Here is a 20,770-nt window from a genome sequence, read left to right as displayed (position 1 = left end):
CGCCGCGGCCTCGCCGTATCCCCTTGCCGTCTCTGGAATACTGGATCGCCCGGTCAAAGGCCGGGCGATGACAGCGGTGGAGACGGACGTGCGCCAACTCGGACGCTAGATCGTCACCTGCGTTCCGACCTCGACCACGCGGCCGCTAGGGATCTGGAAATAGTCGGTGGCGTCGTTGGCGGAGCGGCTGAGCGAGATGAACAGCCGGTCCTGCCAACGCGGCATGCCGGAATGGGCGGCGGGCTTCAGCGCCCTGCGCGACAGGAAGAACGAGGTCGACATGATGTCGAACTGCCAGCCGAGCTTGCGGGCGATCGCCAGCGCCTTCGGCACGTTGGGCGATTCCATGAACCCGAACTTCAGCGTCACCTTGGAGAAGGTCGGGCTGATCTGCTCCAGCCTGACGCGCTCGGCCGGGTCGATCCGCGGGGTCTGCGCGGTCTCGATGGTGAGAATGACATTCTTCTCGTGCAGCACTTTGTAGTGCTTCAGACTATGCATCAGCGCGGTCGGGGCACTGAGCGGGTCCGAGGTCAGGAACACGGCGGTTCCGGGCACGCGTTGCGGCGGCCGCTTCTCCAGCATGGCCACGAGGTCGGCGAGCGGGAACTCGAGCTTGCGCGATTTCTCGAACAGCAGCCGGCTGCCGCGCCGCCACGTGTACATCAGGATGATCATGAGCGCACCGAGCGCGAGCGGTACCCAGCCGCCCTCGAACACCTTGAGCAGGTTGGCGGCCAGGAAGGTCAGGTCGAGGAACAGGAAGGGCGCGATGAGCGCGGCCGCCGCGAGCGGCGACCACCGCCAGACCTTCCAGATCACGACGAAGCCCATCATCGCCGTGACCACCATGGTGCCGGTGACGGAGATGCCGTAGGCGGACGCCAGCGCGCTCGAGGAGCGGAACAGCAGCACCAGGAGCACCACCGCGACCAGCAGGAGCTGGTTGATGCGCGGGATGAAGATCTGGCCGGAATGGGCTTCAGACGTATGGCGAATTTCAAAGCGCGGCAGCAGCCCGAGCTGGATCGCCTGGCGTGTCAGCGAATAGGCGCCGGTGATGACGGCCTGGCTTGCGATGACGGTGGCGGCGGTGGCGAGCACGACCATGGCGCCACGGATCCAGCCTTGCGGAAACAACTGGAAGAACGGGCTCTCGATCGCCCCGGGATCACCGAGCACGAGCGCCCCCTGCCCCAGATAGTTCAGCGCCAGCGATGGCAGCACGATGAACAGCCAGGCGGTCTGGATCGGCCGTTTGCCGAAATGGCCGAGGTCGGCATAGAGCGCCTCGGCACCGGTGACCGCCAGGAACACCGCGCCCAGCGTCACGAAGCCGATGATGCCGTGGTGGAGCATGAAGGACACGGCATAGAGCGGGTTCAGCGCGAACAGCACCTGCGGCTGCGCGATGATCGGATGGATCGCCGCCACAGCAATGACCGCGAACCAGACGCACATGATCGGGCCAAAAAAGGCGGCGACGCGGGCGGTGCCGCGCGACTGCACGGCGAACAGGCCGACCAGGATGATTACGGTCAGCGGCACGATGTAGGGCTCGAACCGCAGCGTGACGTCCTTCATGCCTTCGATCGCCGACAGCACCGAAAGCGCGGGGGTGATGACGGCGTCGCCGTAGAACAGGGCGCCGGAGATGATGCCGAGCAGGACGATGGTCGCCCCGCCGGTGCCGACCGCGCGCTGGGCCAGCGCCATCAGCGCGAGCGTGCCGCCCTCGCCGTTGTTGTCGGCGCGGAGCAGGATTACGACGTATTTGAGCGTCACCACGACGATGAGCGCCCACAGGATCAGGGAGAGCACGCCGAGCACGGCCGCCGGCGTAGCGAGCCCGTCGGTGCCCGAGGAGGCCGCCGTCACGGCCTCGCGGAACGCGTAGAGCGGACTGGTGCCGATGTCGCCATAGACCACGCCGATGCTGCCGAGCGTCAGCGCGCCGAAACCGGCCGTGGTGTGGGCCTCGCCATGGCCATTGGCCGCCGCCGTTTCCGGGGCGGGAACTGCTACGTCGCTTGTCATGGGAGAGCCCGGTGGCCTCTAAAAAAATGCTTCACTGCACAACGGCGGAAGAGCGCGGGCTTATAGTCCTGCGCTGTCGGCATAGCCTAGCCCGTTTTTGGGCCCTCGCCATGCAAATTTTGCATGGATCCGCCAATTGCGTTCAGATGGTGACTTGGGTGCCGACTTCAACCACCCGCCCCGTGGGAATCTGGAAATAGTCGGTAGCGTCGTTGGCGGACCGGCTTAGCGCGATGAACAAGTGGTCCTGCCAGAGCGGCATCCCCGACTGCGCCGAGGCCTTCAGCGACCGCCGCGACACGAAGAACGACGTCGACATGATGTCGAACTGCCAGCCCTGCTTGCGCGCGATCGCGAGAGCCTTGGGGACGTTCGGCTGCTCCATGAAGCCGAAGCGCAGGCGGACCTTGGAGAACTTGTCGCTGATCTTCTCCATCCGGAACCGCTCCGACAGATCGACCCGCGGCGTATGCGCGGTCTCGATGGTCAGGACCACGTTGTGCTCGTGCAGCACCTTGTTGTGCTTGAGGTTGTGCAGCAGCGCGGTCGGCACGAAGGATGGATCGCTGGTCAGGAACACCGCCGTGCCCTTGACGATATGCGGCGGCCGCTTCTCCAGGCTCCGGATCAGATCGTCCAGCGGCACCTCGATCCGGCGCGTCTTCTGGATCAGGATTCCCGAGCCCCGCCGCCAGGTCCAGATCGTCCCCGCCATGGCTGCGCCGAACAGCAGCGGCACCCAGGCGCCTTCCAGCAGCTTGAGCAGATTGGCGCTGAAGAAGCTCATGTCCACGACGACGAATGGCAGGATCACGGCAGCCGCCGTCGCCGCGCGCCAGTTCCACAATTTCCAGATCACGACGAAGCCCATGATGCCGTCGGCGACCATGGTGGTGGAGACCGCGATGCCATAGGCCGAAGCCAGATTGCTGGGGGTGTGGAACAACAGCACCAGCAACATCACGCCGATCAGCAGCAGCCGGTTGACGCGCGGCAGATAGATCTGGCCGGCATGGCTTTCGGAGGTGTAGCGCACCTCGAAGCGCGGCAGCAGGCCGAGCTGCACGGCTTGATAGACCAGCGAATAGGCGCCGGTGATCACCGCCTGGCTCGCGATCACGGTCGCCGCCGTCGCAAGACCAACCAGCGGCAGCACCAGATGCTCGGGCACCATGCGGTAGAAGGAATGCTCGATCGCGCTGGGATCGGACAGCACCAGCGCGCCCTGGCCGAAATAGTTGATCAAGAGCGAGGGCAGCACGAAGAACATCCAGGCCGCCTGGATCGGCTTGCGGCCGAAATGACCGAGATCGGCGTAGAGCGCCTCGCCGCCGGTCACCGCCAGGAACACGGCGCCCAGCGTCACCAGGCCGATCGTGCCGTGCGACAGCAGGAATTGCAGCGCGTAATAGGGATTGATCGCTGCAAGTACCGACGGATCGTCGGCGATGTGGACGGCGCCCATCACCGCAATACACGTGAACCAGACCACCATCACCGGCCCGAAGGCCGAGGCCACCAGCGCGGTCCCCTTGCTTTGGACCGCGAACAGCAGCACCAGGATGAGGACGGTGAGCGGCACGACATAGTGCTCCAGGGCGGGCGTCGCGAGCTTCAAGCCCTCGACCGCCGACAGCACCGAGATCGCCGGCGTGATCATGGAATCGCCGATGAACATGGAGGCGCCGACCACGCCGAGCGCGAGCAGGAACCAGCTTCGCCGCCCGAGCGCACGCTGGCCGAGCGCCATCAGCGAGAGCGTACCGCCCTCCCCGTTGTTGTCGGCGCGCAGGAGCAGCAGGACGTATTTGGCGGTAACGACGATCAGCAGCGCCCACAGGATCAGCGAGAGCACGCCGAGCACCATGCCCCGCGTGACCGGCTCGCCATGGGCCGCGCCCCGCACCGCCTCGTGGAATGCGTAGAGCGGCGAGGTGCCGATGTCGCCGAAAACGACACCGATGCTCCCGAGCGTGAGCGCCCAAAAGCCCGATGTGACCGGCCCTTCCTGGGTCTCGGTCGATGTGATGCTCGCCGTCATGTGGATGGAAAACGCTTCGTCCCTGAATTTGATCCGGCGCCTTTTGACGCTTCCGGCGCGCCTGTCAATCGGCACCCCACCTTAGCAGGCGCCGGGCCGAATGCTGTGACGGCGCAGCCACGCTCGTCGCCTGCGCGACGAGATGCCTCAGGTAAGATGGTAGCGCAAGGGGCTTATCGTTTGGACATGATCCCCGCGCAAACGCGTGTCGCGTTTGTCGCGAAGGAGAACCGGTGCCCACTTCTCCGGATCATGCCTACGGCTTCAAATTCGGCGGCAGTGGCGGATCCTCGCGCATCAGGGTGATGGTCACGCGCCGGTTGGCGGCCAGCGAGGGATCGTCCGGAAACAGCGGCTGGGTGTCCGCCTTGCCGGAGACGGCGAAGATGTGCGAGGCCGGCAGGCCCTCGCGCTCGAGGATCTGCCGCACGGCATTGGCGCGGTCGGCGGATAGATCGAAGGCACCGTAGTCGCTACGGGTCGGCACGAAGCCGGCCGCGGTGTGGCCGGCGATGGAGACGCGGAGCGGCGTGGCCTTGAGCGGAATCGCCAGCTTCTCGACCAGGCGGCGGGTGCGGTCATAGGGCACCTTGGAGCCGTCGGCGAACATCGAGCGGCCGTCCTGGTCGACGATTTCGAGATTGAGACCCTGCTTGGTCTCCTCGAACATGATGTGCTTGGACATCTCGGTCAGTTCCGGCATGTCCTGCAAGGCCTGCCGCAGCGAGGCCGCGGCGAGCGCGAAATTGCGGTCGACCTTGATCTTCGCCCCCGACGTGCGGTCGCGGTCCTCCTGGTCCGGGGTCGGCGTGTTGGAGGCATCCTCGGGCTGGATATGGTCGACGTTCTTGAGCCGCGGGCGCGTCGGCAGGCCGTCGGACTCGACGATGCCGGCGTAGCGCGCTTCGCTCTGCACGCCGAAGGCGTCGCGCATCGAACCGGCGACGATCTTGAGCTTGTTGGCGTCCTGCGTCGAGAATGCGACGAGCATCACGAAGAAGCTCATCATCAGGCCCATCAAATCGGCGAAGGTCACGAACCAGCCGTGACCGCCCCCGTGAGCATCGCCGCGCTTCTTCTTGGCCATGGCTGTCTGTCCCGGCGGGCGGCGTTACGCCGGCACCGGCTCGCCTTCGGCGTGGCGATGCTTCTCCGGCAGATAGGCCAGCAGCATTTCGCGCACCAGCGTCGGGCTCTTGGAGTCGCGGATCATCAGGATGCCGTCGATGATCAGGGTGCGGTTGGTCTCTTCATCCAGCAGCTTGCCGTGCAGCTTGTCGGCGATCGGCAGACAGAACAGGTTCGCGACGAGCGCGCCGTAGAGCGTCGCGAGCAGCGCGGTCGCCATGAACGGGCCGAGCTTGGAAGGGTCGGTCATGTTCGCGAACATCTGCACCATGCCGATCAGGGTGCCGATCATGCCGAAGGCCGGGGCGCAGTCGCCGATGGCACGATAGATCTTGCTGCCCTCGTCGAGGTGCATCAGGAAGTTGTCGCGGTCGCGCTCGAGATTGTCGCGGATGAAGTCGAGGTCGTAACCGTCGGCGACATAGCGGATGCCCTTGGCGAGGAACGGCTCGTCGGTCTCGACCTTTTCGAGACCCACCGGGCCCTGCTTGCGGGCGATCTCGGCGATGCGGGCGAGCTCGTCAACGAGGTCGTGCGCCGACAGCCGGCTCATGGTGAAGGCGAACTTGGCGCCGAGCGGAAGGCCATGCAGGAGCGCGCTGAGCGGAAAGCGGATCATGGTGGCGGAGATCGAGCCGCCGAAGATGATGATCATCGCATGTTCGGAGATGAACATGTGGAGGTCGCCGCCCATGAAGATCATCGCTGCGATGACGATGATGCCCGCCGTGAGCCCAACGCCGGTCATGATATCCATGAGAGACTCCAACGCGTACGCAACAACGGCCGTCCTGGCCGCTGGCGCGGCCCAACCCCGAACCGCATCGGAAACCCTAGAGGGCCGCCCTTAAAGCCGCGTAAAGGTTAAGTTGAGCCGGCGCGCCGGACCGGCGCAGCGCGCCAGGAGAAAGCCGGCTTTGCCGACCCCCGACGGGAATCTCAACACTTCGCTAACCATGTTTGCGCGGGGGGCTAAGACGAGATGCCCACCAGTTCCAGGCTGAGCGCGCGCAGACGCTTGCGTGCGTCGGCATCGTAGGCTTGCGGATTGGCGCGGGCCTCATTCGTGCCGTTGAAGAACAATCCGCTCTTGCCTGCGACGTCGTCGCCCTCGACGAGGCGCAGGATCGCCGCGCCGCCCTGCTCCACCGTCGAGATCGGCGTGATGCCGCCGGCCCGCACCATGGTGGTGTTCATGTAGGTCGCCGGATGCAGCGAGTTCACGGTGACACCCGCGCCCTTCACTTCCTCGGCGAAATCGATCGTGAACATGATCTGCGCGAGCTTGCTCTGCGCATAGGCGCGCGAGCCGCTATAGCCCTTGGTGATCATGACGTCGTCGAAGTCGATCGGATGCTGGCCGAGCGAGGCGACGTTGACGATGCGCGACGGCGCCGCGGCCTTCAGCAGCGGCAGCAAGAGATGGGCGAGGAGGAAGCCGGAGAGATAATTGACGGCGAAGCGCAGTTCATGACCGTCGGCGCTGACCTGACGCTGCGGCCCGTCACTCTGCGAGCCGATGCCGGCGTTGCTGACGAAGACGTCGAGACGCTGGTGATCACGTTTCACGGCTTCCGCGAGTGCGCGCGTGCCCGACATCGACGACAGGTCCGCCTGATAGAAGATCGGCGCGGCATGACCGGCTTTCACGATCTCGTCGATCAGCGTCTTTGCGCGCGCCGCATCGCGGCCGTGGATCAGGACCTTCGCGCCCTCGGCCGCCAGCCGGCGCGCGACGTAGCGGCCGACGCCGTCGGTCGAGCCAGTAATCAGGACCGTCTTGTCATTCATCTGCATCGCAGGCCCTCCGACTGCGGCCCTAGGCCACATCCGTGACCAGGAATCATACAGTATTCTATGGTCGGTGCGGCATGCTCCATCACAGGAGCCGTTTTGCAATGTTGACGCTGTTCGGCCTTCTCACCGCGCTTCCTGCGGTTCTGGCGCTTCATCTGCTCGAACCGGAACTCGTCCTGCCGGCGTTCAGCGTCCTGCTCTTTGTCGAAGCCGCTTTCGCAGTGATCGCAGCGCGCCTGGTTCAAGGTCCTGACAAGGCGGACGACATCACCCTGTGGGATCTCGCCGGCGGCTTCACCCTGATCGGATGCGCCGCCGCAATGTTCGCCGAGCCGGATCAGGCCGCCCTGTTTCTGACGGAACAGGGCGACCCGCGGCCGGCATCGCGGCCGTAAGTTGCAAGCTCAGTGGATCTCCGCCGAGCGCTTCAGCGCGGCCTTCAGCTTCTCCAGCGAGAAGTCGGGGCTGCGGGCGATCTCCAGGATCGGCGTCTCGCGGCGGCCGCAAAGTTCGGCGGCCTCGGGCAGCCTTGCGGCGACGTCGAGCGGGATCACGATGGCGCCGTGCTGATCTGCGTGGATGAGATCATCGGACTTCACGGTCATGCCGGCGACGCGCACTTCGCCGCCAAAACTCTCCGCATGCACCCAGGCATGCGACGGGCCGATCGAGCCGGCCAGCGCCTGGAAGCCAGGGGCCCATTGCGGGATGTCGCGGATCGATCCGTCGGTGATGACGCCGAGGCAGCCGAGCGCCTTGTGCACGTTGCTCTGCACCTCGCCCCAGAATGCGCCGTAGCCGACGTCGGGGCCGTCGATGTCCTGGATCACCGAGATGCGCGGCCCGTGGCCGGTGCCGACATACTCGTAATATTCGATGCGGCGCTTCGACTGCTCTTCGGCAGGCAGCGAGGATTTCAGCACCGAGCGGATCGCAACCGTGCGGGCATAGCCAACGATCGGCGGCAGGTCGGGGAACGGACAAACCAGTTGCTTGGTGGTGTAGCCGATCAGCCGGCGCTCGGGTGCCACGATCTCCATGGCGTTACAGATCGTCGGGGTGTCATAGCGGCCCAGCGCTTCGAGGACGGAAGCGGGCAGCGGCCCGGTCGCGGTATCAGTCACGGCGTTCTCTCCCAGATTGGCGGCTGATTGACGCGATGCCGCCGGCACAGGGCGATATAGCCGAGATCGGGCCTCAACCCAACTCAGCGCGCCTTCATGGCAGATATCCGCGAAAAACGCTCAGCGCATGATCCGGAAAAGTGCGCAGCGGTTTTCCGAAAAGATCATGCTCAAACAACGACCTAAAGCGCGATGAGGTTTCAGCCAAATCTCATCGCGCTTTAGTGCAGCCGTCCGGGCCGGTCGTCGTCGTGCGGCGGCTCCGACAGGTTCGCCAGCGTCGGCGCCGACGGCGGCGACGAGATCTCGCCTCCCGCAGGCGTGGCAGCCTCCATCGCGCGCGCCTGGTCGCGATAGGATTTGTAGCCGAGCGGCAAAGCGAGAAGATACAGCACCGTGCCGATCGACAGCACGTGCCAGGGATAGGCGATCAGGATAGCAATGAAGACGATCACCGCGACGAAGGCCGGCAGCACCAGTTCCGGCGGCACGCGCATGCGCTTGGTCTTGCCGGAGAACACCGGCAGGCGCGACACCATCAGGAAGGCGATCAGCAGCGTGTAGGCCGCCGTCACCGCCGCGGGCGCGCGGCCGAGATCGAGGAACGCCACATAGATCGGCAGCAGAACCGTGATCGCACCGGCCGGCGCCGGCACGCCGGTGAAGAAATTGGCGGCGAAGGCCGGCTTGTTGGGATCGTCCATTGTGGCGTTGAAGCGCGCAAGACGCAGGCCGCCGGAGATCGCGAACACCATCGCGGCGATCCAGCCGGCATTGCCGAGCTCGTGCAACTGCCAGAAATACAGCATCAGTCCGGGCGCCACGCCGAAATTGACGAAGTCGGCGAGGCTGTCGAGCTCCGCCCCGAACTTGGACTGGCCCTTGATCATGCGCGCGATGCGGCCGTCGATGCCGTCCAGCGCGGCGGCGAACACGATGGCGTAGACGGCGAGCGACATCCGCCCCTCGATCGACAGCCGGATCGACGTCAGGCCGGCGCAGATCGCCAGCAGCGTGATGACGTTGGGCACCAGCATCCGCACCGGAATCGGGCGGAACCGCCGGCGGCGAACGTCAGGGTCTTTGATGTCATAGGGCGTCATGGCTCGTCCTCACCTTGAGGCGAGATATAGCAAGCCGCGTCCCCCTCCGCCATTGCGGCGGAAGGGCCCCAGGGACCGACTTATTGGTTAATTGGCGCGGTAGGCGCGGCTCGGGTCGTCGCCGGCAAGATCGGCCAAAATCGTCTCGCCGGCGATCGCGGTCTGCCCTTCCGACACCAGCGCCTTGGTGCCGACTGGCAGATAGACGTCGAGGCGCGAGCCGAAACGGATCAGGCCGAACCGCTCGCCGGCGCCGATCGCCTGGCCCTCCCTGACGAAGCAGACGATGCGCTTGGCGATCAGCCCTGCGATCTGGACCACGCCGATCCGTGCCGTGGGCGTCGTGATCACCAGCGAGTTGCGCTCGTTGTCCTCGCTCGCCTTGTCGAGCTCGGCATTGATGAAGAGGCCGGGCCGGTAGGCGATGCGGTCCACCCTGCCCGCGATCGGGCTGCGGTTCACATGGCAGTTGAACACGCTCATGAACACCGAGATGCGCGGCAGCGGCCGGTCGCCGAGCCCGAGCTCGGCCGGCGGCAGCGCCATGGTGATCATCGAGACGCGGCCGTCGGCCGGTGACACCACCAGCCCCTCGCGCACCGGAGTCACCCGCACGGGGTCGCGGAAGAACAGCGCGCACCATACGGTGAGGATGGTGCCGATCCACCCCAAAGGCGACCACAGCCAGAACAGGATCAGGCTTGCCAGCGCAAAGCCGCCGATGAAGGGATAGCCCTCCTTGTGGATCGGCGGGATCTGACGCTGAATGGAATCGAGAATGGACATCGCTATCTGCCGCTCAGGGTTGATGGCGCAGGGCGTCCCGCGCGCTGGAGTTGTTTAGGCCAGAGTTGGGACCGGAGACAAGATCACTCCGCAGCCGCAGGCGTCGTCAGGGCGTCCTCGACCGGCGGCGGCTGCCGGTTGGGCGCCTCGCTGGTATCGGCCATCTTGGCCAGCTTCTCGCGCGCGGCCTCCGCCTCGCGCTGCCTGTTCCACATGCTGGCATAGAGGCCGCCCTGCGCGAGCAGCTTTGCGTGGGTGCCACGCTCGGCGATCCGGCCCTGGTCCAGCACGATGATCTCGTCGGCGCCGACGATGGTCGAAAGCCGGTGCGCGATCACCAGCGAGGTGCGGTTCTTCGCCACGCGGTCGAGGGCGCCCTGGATCTCGTGCTCGGTGTGGGTGTCGAGCGCGGAGGTCGCCTCGTCCAGCACCAGGATCGGCGGCGCCTTCAAGACGGTGCGCGCGATCGCGACGCGCTGCTTCTCGCCGCCCGACAGTTTCAGGCCGCGCTCGCCGACCTGGGTCTCATAGCCCTTCGGCGCCATGCGGACGAAATTGTCGATCTGCGCGAGGCGTGCCGCCTCCTCGACCTCGGCATCGCTGGCGTCCCAGCGGCCGTAGCGGATGTTGTAGCGGATGGTGTCGTTGAACAGCACGGTGTCCTGCGGCACCATGCCGATGGACGCGCGCAAGCTCGCCTGCGTGACCTCGCGAATGTCCTGGCCGTCGATCAGGATCCTGCCGCCGGAGATGTCGTAGAGGCGGAACAGCAGCCGCGAGATGGTCGACTTGCCGGCGCCGGACGGGCCGACGATCGCGACCGTCTTGCCGGCCGGCACCTCGAAGCTGATCCCCTTCAGGATCGGACGCGCCGGCTCATAGGCGAAGCGCACGTCCTCGAAACGCACGATGCCGGCGGAGATGACCAGCGGCTGCGCGTCGGGGCCGTCCTTGATCTCGGCCTCGCGTCCCAGCACGCCAAACATCTTCTCGATGTCGATGATCGCCTGCTTGATCTCGCGATAGACCATGCCCATGAAGTTCAGGGGCTGGTAGAGCTGGATCATCATGGCGTTGACCAGCACGAAATCGCCGACCGTGTTGGTGCCGTTGCGCACGCCGATGGCGCACATCAGCATGGTAGCGGTCAGCCCCAGCGTGAAGATCACGGCCTGGCCGGTGTTGAGCACCGCGAGCGAGGTATAGGCCTGGACGCTCGACTCCTCGTAGCGCGCGACCGAGCGGTCGTAGCGCTGCGCCTCGCGCGCCTCGGCGCCGAAATATTTCACGGTCTCGTAGTTGAGCAGCGAGTCGATCGCCTTGGTGTTCGCCTCGGTGTCGGAATCGTTCATCTTGCGGCGGATGCCGATCCGCCACTCGGTCGCGATGTAGGTGTAGTACATGTAGACCGCGACCGTGATCAGCGTCGCCACCACGTAGCGCCAGTCGAACTGCCAGAGCAGCACGGCGAGCAGCAGCGAAACCTCGACGATGGTCGGGATCAGCTGAAGGATCACCATGCGCACGATGACCTCGATGCCCTCGCGGCCGCGCTCGAGGACGCGCGTCAGGCCGCCGGTCTTGCGCTCGAGGTGGAAGCGCAGCGACAGCTCGTGCATGTGGATGAAGGTGATGGTGGCGAGCTTGCGCACTGCATGCATGGCGACGCGCGCGAAGAGGCCGTCGCGCCACTGCGTCAGCACCGCCATCAGGATACGCGTCACGCCGTAACTCGCCGTCAGCAGCAATGGCGAGGCGATCACCCAGAGGTGCCAATTGTCGGGCAGCACCGGCGCGGTGTTCGCGCCGGTCAGTGCGTCCGTCGCCCATTTGAAGCTGAACGGCACCGTCAGCGTGATCAGCTTGGCGGCGAGCAGCAGCACCATCGACCAGACCACGCGCATCTTCAGGTCGAAGCGGTCGCCCGGCCAGATATAGGGCCACAGGTGCGCCAGCGTGCCCATCAGGGTGGCCCGCTCGAGCGGCCCGCCGGCGGGATCTGGCACGTCGGCGCCGGGCGGCGAATGAGGTTGGTTCATCAAGAAGCCTGAAAGCCCGCCGGATGCGGGCGCGGTGCGATTAACGATTTTCGCTCGTCATATAGAAGCTTCCGGGAGCGAGCGCACCCCGCCAGATGGCGAATCTTTGATTGTTTGTCGCCATTTACCGGTAGATTTCCGGGAGGTCCGAATCACCGATTGGGCTTGACGCCTCTTCGCTGCAATGCATCATGGCACCAATGAGCACGATCAAAACCGTCTGTGTCTATTGCGGCTCCGGCCCCGGAACCAATCCCCGCTTCACCGAAGGCGCCAAGGCGTTCGGCAAGGCGCTCGCCGAGAACAACATCCGCCTGGTCTATGGCGGCGGCTCGCTCGGCCTGATGGGCTCGGTCGCAACCTCCGTCCTCGATAATGGCGGCACCGTCACCGGCATCATTCCCGAATTCCTGCGGATGCGCGAGAACGCGCTGACGCGCGTGCAGGAGATGATCGTCACCCCCGACATGCACGAGCGCAAGCGGCTGATGTTCGAACGCTCGGACGCCTTCGTGGCGCTGCCGGGCGGCGTCGGCACGCTGGAGGAGCTGGTCGAGCAGTTGACCTGGAAGCAGCTCGGCCGTCACGCCAAGCCCGTGCTGCTCGCCAATATCGATAATTTCTGGGAGCCGCTGTTCTCGCTGCTGTCGCACATGCGTCAGACCGAGTTCATCCGTGCCGGCCTCTCGGTTGACATCCTCAAGGCCGATCGGGTCGAGGAGATCCTGCCGAAGCTGAAGGCCGCCGTGGCGCAGCTCGCCGAGGCGGAAAAAGAGCTCGCTCCGGAAGTGGCGCGCAAGCTGTAACGATTGGTTGGCTCGATTTCACCGCGGGCTCCGTCACCTCTCCCGCTTGCGGGAGAGGTCGCCGCATAGCGGCGGGTGAGGGTTCTCTCCTCTTGGGGGTTCTCGCCCGTGGAGATACCCCCACCCCAACCCTCCCCCGCAAGCGGGAGAGGGAGCGCACCGCCTTCGTGGCGATAACGCTCTATTCCGCAGGAAACGTCACCGCCTCGATCCGGTTGCCGTCGGGATCGACGACGAAGGCCGCGTAGTAGCGCACGCGGTCGTGCGGGCGGATGCCCGGCGCGCCGTCGGATGCGCCGCCGGCGGACAGCGCGGCGGCATGAAACGCATCGACCTCGGCTGTGGTCTTCGCCCGCAGGCAGATGTGCACGCCGCTCTCCGGGGCTACGGGCGGCATGCCCTCGCGCAAGTTGATCCAGAACTCCGGATAGGCCTTGCCGAAGCCGACCGTGCGCGGCCGCGTGACGAGATGCGTGAGGCCGAGGGCGGCGAGCGTCGCCTCGTAGAATGTTGCGGAGCGATCGAGATCGCTGACGCCGACGGAGATATGGTCGATCATTGGTGCGCTCCCCTCCCACAGTCATTCCGGGGCACGCGCAGCGTGAACCCGGAATCTCGAGATTCTCAGGTGCGCAATGGCGCACCATAGTTCGGTCCTGCGGACCGCCCCGGAATGACAGCATCAAAACTACGCCGGCGCGCCCGATTTCACGAGCTTGTAGATCACCGAATCCATCAGCGCCTGGAACGAGGCGTCGATGATGTTCGGGGACACGCCGACCGTGGTCCAGCTGTCGCCGTTCTCGTCCTCGCTCTCGATCAGCACGCGCGTGACCGCGCCGGTGCCGCCATTAAGGATACGGACGCGGTAGTCGATCAGCTTCAGGCCCTCGATATATTTCTGGTACTTGCCGAGGTCCTTGCGCAAGGCGACGTCGAGCGCGTTGACGGGACCGTTGCCTTCGGCCGCCGAGATCAGATGCTCGCCGGCAACGTCGACCTTGACCACCGCAAGCGCCACCGTGACGCGCTCGCCGAGCGCGTTGTAGCGCTGCTCGACATTGACGTCGAACTGCTCGACCTCGAAATAATGCGGCACCTTGCCGAGCGTGCGGCGCGCCAAAAGATCGAACGAGGCGTTGGCGGATTCATAGGCGTAGCCGGCCGCCTCGCGCTCCTTCAGCTCCTCGACCAGGCGCGTCAGCTTCGGATCGCTCTTCTCGTAAGCGATGCCGGCGCGGTCGAGCTCGGCGATCACATTGGAGCGGCCGGCCTGGTCTGAGACCAGCACCTTGCGGTGATTGCCGACCAGTTCCGGCAAGACATGCTCGTAGGTCTGCGGATCCTTCAGCACGGCGGAGGCATGGATGCCGGTCTTGGTGACGAAGGCGCTCTCGCCGACATAGGCCGCATGCCGGTTCGGCACGCGGTTGAGCATGTCGTCAAGCGTGCGCGACACCTTGACGAGGGTAGCGAGCTTCTCCCGCGTCACACTGATCTCGAAGGCGTCGGCAAACTCCTGCTTCAGCTTCAAGGTCGGGATCAGCGAGCACAGATTGGCGTTGCCGCAGCGCTCGCCGAGGCCGTTCAGCGTGCCCTGGATCTGCCGCGCGCCGGCGCGCACCGCGGCGAGCGAATTCGCCACCGCCTGCTCGGTGTCGTTATGGGCGTGAATGCCGACGTGAGCGCCGGGGATGTGCCTGGTCACCTTGGTGACGATGGCCTCGACCTCGTTCGGCATGGTGCCGCCGTTGGTGTCGCACAGCACCACCCAGCGCGCGCCGGCCTCATAGGCGGCTTTCGCACAGGCGAGCGCGAAGCTGGCATCCTCCTTGTAGCCGTCGAAGAAATGCTCGCAGTCGAGCATCACCTCGCGGCCGGCGGCCTTGGCGGCTGCGACGCTGTCGCGGATCGAGGCGAGGTTTTCCTCCTTGGTCGTCTCAAGCGCGACGCGCACCTGATAGGCCGAAGACTTTGCCACGAAGCAGATCGCGTCGGCCTTGGCTTCGAGCAGACCGGCAACGCCCGGATCGTTCGAGACCGAGCGCCCTGCCCGGCGCGTCATGCCGAAGGCGGTGAAGCGCGCGTGATTGAACTTCGGCTTGCTGCCGAAGAACTCGGTGTCGGTCGGATTGGCGCCGGGATAGCCGCCCTCGACATAGTCGATGCCGAGCTCGTCCAGCATCGCGGCGATGATCTGCTTGTCGGTCAGCGTGAAATCGACACCGTTGGTCTGCGCTCCGTCGCGCAGCGTGGTGTCGAACAGATAGAGGCGCTCTTTCTTTGCTTGTGCCGAGCTCATCGCGAGCGTCCGTTCTTGTTACCTCCCCCCTTGTGGGGGAGGTCGACGATGCACAGCATCGTCGGGAGGGGGGTGCCACACGGGTGGTCGGAGTGCGGGGCTACCCCCCTCCCCAACCCTCCCCCACAAGGGGGGAGGGAGCGGAGAGAGGATCGCGCTTGGTGACCACGCTCCTTGCTCATTGCGGTGCTCCGAGCGTCTTCTTCATGGTCGTATTGGCCAGCCACTCGTCGTTTACGGTGATGCTGTTGCGCTGCATGGCGACGTAGCCGCGCTTGGCGAAAAAGCCCTGCGCGTTGTCGCTGGCATCGACCGAGAGGCTTTTCGCGCCGCGGCCGCCGGCAAGCTTCTCCAGCGCATCGACCAGCATGGTCGCGATGCCCTGCCCGCTGACTGCCGGATGCACATAGAGCATGCGGATGTGATCGGCCCCTTGCAGCGAGGCGAAGCCCACGGGCGAACCCTCCAGCGTCGCGATCAGCGTCAGGTCGACGGCGAGCCGCTTGCCGAACTCTTCGCTTTCCGCCGCCTCCATCCAGGCCTGCTGCTGCGCCTCGGTATAGTCGTCGCCGGTCAGCTCCTCGATGCTCGCGGCGAAGATCGCCGCAAGCACCGGAACGTCATCAGGCAGGAAGGGCCGCAAGCCCGGCCTTGGCAAAGTCTGTCCCATCGTCTTCACCACATCCCATAGAGCTTGAGCGCCAGCGCCACCGCGGCAGCGAGCAGCAGGACCTTCAGCGCGATGTAGTAGAGCCAGTGCCGCGGAAAAGGCGTGTCGGGCCGCTTCATCGCGAAAACTCCCAGGTCGTCCCTTCCTTGGAGTCCTTGATCGCAACGCCCATCGCGGCGAGCTGATCGCGGATGCGGTCGGACTCTTTGAAGTCTTTCCGTCCACGGGCTGCGGTCCGTTCCGAGATCAGGCGCTCGACCTCTCCGGCATCGACCCCGCTCGCCTTCTGCTTGCGATCTTCCCACTGCGCGGCGCTCTCGGAGAGAAAGCCGAGCAGCCGCAGCGATCCTGCCAATGCACTCACGTCGCTGTTGCGCAGGCCATGCAGCGCCGCGATCGCCAAGGAGGTGTTGAGGTCGTCGAGCAGCGGCTCGACCACGGACGCGGCGGGACGGCCGGGATCGACGTCGGCCGCGACGCGATACCAGTCGTCGAGCGTCTTGGCGCTCTCCTCCAGCGACTTCATGGTCCAGTCGATCGGCGAACGATAATGCGTCTTGAGCATGTTCAGGCGCAGCACCTCGCCCGGCCAATCCGCCAGCAGCTCATGGATGGTGATGAAGTTGCCGAGGCTCTTCGACATCTTCTCGCTCTCGACCTGCAGGAAGCCGTTGTGCATCCAGTAGTTCGCCATGCGCTCTCGGTGGAAGGCGCAGCAGGTCTGCGCGACCTCGTTCTCGTGATGCGGAAACACGAGATCGATGCCGCCGCCGTGGATGTCGAAGTGCTCGCCGAGATGCTTCCAGGCCATCGCCGAGCACTCGATGTGCCAGCCCGGGCGCCCCTGCGCGGCGATGCCGGCCGGCGACGGCCATGACGGCTCGCCGGGCTTGGACGGCTTCCACAGCACGAAGTCGGTGCTGCCCTTCTTGTAGGGCGCGACATCGACGCGGGCGCCGGCGACCATCTCGTCCAGCGAGCGATTGGACAGCGCGCCGTAGCGCGGCAGGGTGGAATTGGCCGCGTTCATCGCCTGCGGCGAGAACAGCACATGGTCCTCGGCGACATAGGCAAAGCCGCCGGCGACCAGCCTCTCGATGATCTCGCGCATCTCGCCGATATGCTCGGTCGCGCGCGGCTCGACGCTCGGCCGGAGCGCGCCAAGCGCGTCCACGTCGGCGTGAAACTGCCTGCCCGTCTGCTCGGTGACCTCTCGGATCGCCTCGTTCAGCGGCAGCCCTGGAAAATCACGCGCGGCGCGGTCGTTGATCTTGTCGTCGACGTCGGTGATGTTGCGGACGTATTTGACGTGCGCCTCGCCATAGAGATGGCGCAGCAGCCGAAACAGCACGTCGAACACGATCACCGGCCGGGCATTGCCGATATGGGCGAAGTCATAGACCGTCGGTCCGCAGACATACATGCGGACGTTGTTCGCATCGAGCGGCACGAACGGCCGTTTTTCCTTGGTCAGCGTATCGTAGAGGCGCAATTCCATATGGATACCCGTCGGCTGTTGGCCGGGCGTCCAAGGCTCTCAATGTTTTTGAGAAAAGACGGCTCCAGCCAGCGAATCGCTAGCTCGTAATCTCGCGGCAAATGGCGCAAATGGCGAGGAGACCGTACATGCGGCCACATATGGGCTATCAGGCGCCCCCGCGTCAAGAGAGCCGCGAAAATGCCGTTTTATCTCCTCAAAGCGCGGCCGCCCCGCCATGATGGTTCATCATCATTAACCTTTTGACTTTATTCGGAAGCTGGCGGTTCCCCCACCCCCCGGTGCTACCCATGCGATCCCTGTTTGTACTCGTCTCCTGTGCCGCCATCATCGCAGCGTCCGGCGCATTCGCCGAGACCCGCGTCTTCATCATCGCCAACCAGGCGGACGGCTACGGCATCGACCAGTGCCTGGCCAAGGGCGACAGATGCGGCGCGCAGGTCGCCCGCACCTATTGCCAGTCACGGGATTTTGCCCAGGCCTCAAGCTATCGCCGGGTCGATCCCGACGAAATTACCGGCTCTGTCCCCAAAACCGGCGCAAACTGCTCCCATGGCCATTGCGACGAATATGTCGCAATCACCTGCCAGCGCTGAATTCGCTCGGCACTGGCGGACCTTAGGCCCAATCTTTGGCCCCTGAAACGACGTGACGATGCCGCAGGAAGCGGCTATGGGAGGGCGCGCTTCGGCCCCCCAAGCCACGTTGGAAAGTCACACCGGGCCGTGACCTCGCTAGAATGGCGGATATGCCTGAATTTTTGACTCTCTCCCGTGCCCGCTCAATCCTTGCCTGCACCGTGCTCCTGAGCACCGTCATGCTCGCCAACGCCGCTTTCGCGCAGGCCGGCCCGCCCGGACCGCCGCCTCAGCCCGGCCAGAACGGGCTAGGCCCCAATCCGATGTGCGCGCGGCTGGAAGGCCAGCTCGCCGCGCTCGATCGTGGCGGCGGCGGTGACCCCGCGCGTGAAGACCAGATCCGCCGCTATCAGGATTCCCAAGCCAAGCAGCAGGCCGAGCTCGACCGCGTCACCATGCAGGCCAAGCGCATGGGCTGCGATTCCTCCGGCTTCTTCTCACTGTTCAACGGCCAGTCGGCGCAGTGCGGCCCGGTCAACACCCAGATCCAGCAGATGCGCGCCAATCTGGACCAGATCACCGGCAATCTCGAACGCCTGCGCGGCGGCGGCCCCGGCGGCTTCAGCCCGGAACGCGACAGCCAGCGCCGCTCGGTGCTGGTGGCCCTCGCCCAGAACAATTGCGGCCCGCAATACGCCAACGCCGCGCAGGCGCAAGGCGGCGGCAACTTCCTGAGCAATCTGTTCGGCGGCAACAACAACCCCAACAATCCGCAAAGCGTGCCGCCCTCCGATCTCGGCCCGCAATCCGGCACCTACCGCACCGTATGCGTGCGCACCTGCGACGGCGCCTATTTCCCGGTCTCGTTTGCGACCGTGCCGGCGCGCTTCCCGGACGACGAGAAGACCTGCAAGGCGCTGTGCCCGGCCGCGGAAGCCGTGCTCTACACCCATCGCAATCCCGGCGAAGACATGAACTCCGCGGTCTCCATCAGCGGCCAGCCCTACACGGCGTTGCCGACCGCATTCAAATTCCGCAGCGAGTTCAACCCGTCCTGCTCCTGCAAGGCGGCGGGCCAGACCTGGGCGGATGCGTTGAAGTCGGCCGACGACAAGGCCGCGGCCGAGCAGCAGGGCGACATCATCGTCACCGAGGAGAGCGCCAAGAAGATGCAGCAGCAGCGGCTCAACAAGGGCGCGCCTGCAACGACGGCCAAGAAGGGCACAGCTGCTCCGGCGCCGACGACGGCCACCGCACCGGCCGCGACGCCGCCGGCGGATACCGGCACGGCTCCGACGAACTCGGAGAACAAGCCGATCCGTTCAGTCGGACCGACCTTCCTGCCGCAGCAGCAGAAGTAGCTCAGCCCTGCCGCACCGTCGTCCGCCCACCGGGTCTCGCAGCTACTCCTCGCCCTCGCGGCTCCACGGGAAGAGATTGGCCGGGAAATCCGCGGCATATCGCTTCCCCTTCGGCGGGGGCGGCGGTTCGTCCGGCGGATTCGGATTCGGCTCGACCACTCTCCGATAAAGGTGCCAGGTCGCATGACCGAGCACCGGGAGGACGACAGCGAGACCGACGAAGAACGGCAGCGAGCCGACCACGAGCAGCGCCGCGACGATCAGCCCCCACCCCGCCATCGCGACCGGATTGGCGGCCACCGCCTGCAGCGATGTACGGATCGCATCGATCGCCGTCGCATGCCGATCGAGCATCAACGGAAACGATACGACGCTGACGCATAGCGCCGCGACCGCAAACAGGAAGCCGACACCGCAACCGACGATGATGAGCGACCATCCTTCCGGCGTGGTCAGCACGCGGGTTGCAAAGTCCGGAATGCTTGCAGCCGCCGCGTGACCGAAGATGGTGACATAGATCGCGTTCGCGACGCCGATCCAGACCCCGAACAGGACAAGCAAGAGCACGCCGAGCTCGAGCATGGCGCCGAAGGACGGTGCGCGCAGCACCTTGACCGCATCCCATGCATCGACCTCCTCGCCGCGCTCACGGCGGCGGCTGAGTTCGTAGAGGCCGATCGCGGCAAAGGGACCGATCAAGGCAAACCCGGCGGCCAGCGGAAACAGCAGCGGCAGGACCGAATAGCCGAGGACCATCCTGAACAGGACGAGACCGAGAACCGGATAGATCACGCAGACGACGATCGCGTGACTCGGCATCGCCTGGAAATCTTCCCAGCCCAGGCGCAGCACCTCTTTCAAGTCGAGCAAGCCGATCTTGCGAATGGGATAAGAGACCGCCTCACCGAACAGGTGCCGCTTGACGATCTTGTCGGAATAAAGAGTGGCCATGGACACACCCTCCTCTGAAGTCGCGGCGGAGAACGGCGCGCTTTCCGGCCACGCGTGTCCGCCCTTAAGTGCGGGAGACGCGATCGAGCCGAGTACGGCAGTTCCAGGCTCAACGAGGAAGGAGCTTAGCCGGACGAAACCCGTCGCGACCTGCGCTCCAAGCTTAGCGCGTGCGATGTGGAATGACCAGCGCTCCCGGCTGGGTGAAATTGTGCGTCGCATATTTTGTGCGATGCATCACATCGAGAATGCGACTGACGATGGCGAGCTTGCACGGCAACATCGATCGCCCACGCCGCCTAAGCTCGTTGACATGCTATTGACGCCGGGTTCGCGGGGGATCATTTTAGAAATGTAGACGCCCCCAGCTCCGGTGAGATTGGCGGTCGCGAACTTCTCTTGATATCGCGACCGGTTGAAGGGGCGAGGCAAGAGGCGCGGCGATGGCGCATATGTCAGCATAGAACCAGCATAGAGAAAGTCAGCCATCGCGACAGACGCGAGCTCCGCCCTGGATTCGTATCCGCAGCCTTTGTTGGCAAGGATGGT

18 protein-coding genes are annotated in these 20,770 nt (G+C 65.3%); 4 read left to right on the top strand and 14 right to left on the bottom strand.

Going from position 1 to position 20,770, the window contains the following annotated elements; genetic code table 11:
- Positions 1-105 precede the first annotated feature (105 nt).
- The 5 genes from WN73_RS33430 to WN73_RS33410 all read right to left on the bottom strand — a co-directional run bounded on the left by WN73_RS33430 (position 106) and on the right by WN73_RS33410 (position 7,003).
- Positions 106-2,037, bottom strand: coding sequence for a potassium transporter Kup (locus WN73_RS33430; protein ID WP_011086584.1), 1,932 nt, complete (start codon positions 2,035-2,037; stop codon positions 106-108).
- A 142-nt stretch (positions 2,038-2,179) separates the two neighbouring features.
- A complete protein-coding gene (locus WN73_RS33425; RefSeq protein WP_028170871.1) occupies positions 2,180-4,078 on the bottom strand; it encodes a potassium transporter Kup in 1,899 nt (632 codons plus the stop codon).
- 256 nt (positions 4,079-4,334) lie between these two features.
- Positions 4,335-5,165, bottom strand: a complete 831-nt coding sequence (locus WN73_RS33420; RefSeq protein ID WP_011086582.1) for an OmpA/MotB family protein — start codon at positions 5,163-5,165, stop codon at positions 4,335-4,337.
- 24 nt (positions 5,166-5,189) lie between these two features.
- Positions 5,190-5,963 (bottom strand): motility protein A, encoded by a 774-nt coding sequence (locus tag WN73_RS33415; protein WP_011086581.1) that lies wholly within the window; start codon positions 5,961-5,963, stop codon positions 5,190-5,192.
- A 215-nt stretch (positions 5,964-6,178) separates the two neighbouring features.
- Positions 6,179-7,003: an SDR family NAD(P)-dependent oxidoreductase gene (locus WN73_RS33410; RefSeq protein WP_271556411.1), complete on the bottom strand. Its 825-nt coding sequence runs from the start codon at positions 7,001-7,003 to the stop codon at positions 6,179-6,181.
- Between the two features lie 101 nt (positions 7,004-7,104).
- Between WN73_RS33410 and WN73_RS33405 the strand changes: the two genes are divergently transcribed.
- Positions 7,105-7,398, top strand: coding sequence for a hypothetical protein (locus WN73_RS33405; RefSeq protein WP_028170869.1), 294 nt, complete (start codon positions 7,105-7,107; stop codon positions 7,396-7,398).
- A 9-nt stretch (positions 7,399-7,407) separates the two neighbouring features.
- Here the strand turns inward: WN73_RS33405 and WN73_RS33400 are convergent, their stop codons facing one another.
- The 4 genes from WN73_RS33400 to WN73_RS33385 all read right to left on the bottom strand — a co-directional run bounded on the left by WN73_RS33400 (position 7,408) and on the right by WN73_RS33385 (position 12,055).
- On the bottom strand, positions 7,408-8,127 hold the full coding sequence (locus tag WN73_RS33400) for an RraA family protein (RefSeq protein WP_271556409.1): 720 nt from the start codon (positions 8,125-8,127) through the stop codon (positions 7,408-7,410).
- Between the two features lie 221 nt (positions 8,128-8,348).
- Positions 8,349-9,230, bottom strand: coding sequence for a CDP-alcohol phosphatidyltransferase family protein (locus WN73_RS33395; RefSeq protein WP_028170867.1), 882 nt, complete (start codon positions 9,228-9,230; stop codon positions 8,349-8,351).
- Between the two features lie 87 nt (positions 9,231-9,317).
- Positions 9,318-10,022, bottom strand: a complete 705-nt coding sequence (locus WN73_RS33390) for a phosphatidylserine decarboxylase (protein WP_257784524.1) — start codon at positions 10,020-10,022, stop codon at positions 9,318-9,320.
- 77 nt (positions 10,023-10,099) lie between these two features.
- Positions 10,100-12,055 (bottom strand): ABCB family ABC transporter ATP-binding protein/permease, encoded by a 1,956-nt coding sequence (locus WN73_RS33385; protein WP_271556406.1) that lies wholly within the window; start codon positions 12,053-12,055, stop codon positions 10,100-10,102.
- Between the two features lie 200 nt (positions 12,056-12,255).
- Here WN73_RS33385 and WN73_RS33380 point away from each other — a divergent pair, with 200 nt between their 5' ends.
- Positions 12,256-12,861, top strand: a complete 606-nt coding sequence (locus WN73_RS33380; protein ID WP_028170865.1) for a TIGR00730 family Rossman fold protein — start codon at positions 12,256-12,258, stop codon at positions 12,859-12,861.
- Between the two features lie 181 nt (positions 12,862-13,042).
- On the opposite strand, the gene WN73_RS33375 is transcribed toward WN73_RS33380, so the two are convergent.
- The 4 genes from WN73_RS33375 to cysS form a co-directional block, all read right to left on the bottom strand.
- Positions 13,043-13,420, bottom strand: coding sequence for a VOC family protein (locus WN73_RS33375; protein ID WP_271556403.1), 378 nt, complete (start codon positions 13,418-13,420; stop codon positions 13,043-13,045).
- 129 nt (positions 13,421-13,549) lie between these two features.
- Positions 13,550-15,163, bottom strand: coding sequence for a citramalate synthase (gene cimA / locus WN73_RS33370; RefSeq protein ID WP_271556401.1), 1,614 nt, complete (start codon positions 15,161-15,163; stop codon positions 13,550-13,552).
- 178 nt (positions 15,164-15,341) lie between these two features.
- Positions 15,342-15,833, bottom strand: coding sequence for a GNAT family N-acetyltransferase (locus tag WN73_RS33365; RefSeq protein ID WP_271556399.1), 492 nt, complete (start codon positions 15,831-15,833; stop codon positions 15,342-15,344).
- A gap of 115 nt (positions 15,834-15,948) precedes the next feature.
- A complete protein-coding gene (gene cysS / locus WN73_RS33360) occupies positions 15,949-17,331 on the bottom strand; it encodes a cysteine--tRNA ligase (RefSeq protein WP_271556397.1) in 1,383 nt (460 codons plus the stop codon).
- Positions 17,332-17,621: 290 nt separating this feature from the next.
- Here cysS and WN73_RS33355 point away from each other — a divergent pair, with 290 nt between their 5' ends.
- Together WN73_RS33355 and WN73_RS33350 are read left to right on the top strand one after the other, a co-directional pair.
- Positions 17,622-17,927 carry a hypothetical protein gene (locus WN73_RS33355; RefSeq protein ID WP_271556395.1) on the top strand — a complete coding sequence of 102 codons (306 nt, stop codon included), beginning with the start codon at positions 17,622-17,624 and terminating at the stop codon, positions 17,925-17,927.
- Positions 17,928-18,070: 143 nt separating this feature from the next.
- Positions 18,071-19,270 (top strand): DUF2865 domain-containing protein, encoded by a 1,200-nt coding sequence (locus WN73_RS33350; protein WP_271556393.1) that lies wholly within the window; start codon positions 18,071-18,073, stop codon positions 19,268-19,270.
- 42 nt (positions 19,271-19,312) lie between these two features.
- On the opposite strand, the gene WN73_RS33345 is transcribed toward WN73_RS33350, so the two are convergent.
- Complete coding sequence (locus WN73_RS33345) at positions 19,313-20,221, bottom strand: DUF2189 domain-containing protein (protein WP_271556391.1); 909 nt, start codon at positions 20,219-20,221, stop codon at positions 19,313-19,315.
- Positions 20,222-20,770: the final 549 nt, after the last annotated feature.

This window comes from Bradyrhizobium sp. CCBAU 45394 (assembly GCF_028128655.1).
GTDB classification, from domain to species: Bacteria; Pseudomonadota; Alphaproteobacteria; order Rhizobiales; family Xanthobacteraceae; genus Bradyrhizobium; species Bradyrhizobium diazoefficiens.
This window is presented reverse-complemented; position numbering and strand designations above follow the sequence as displayed.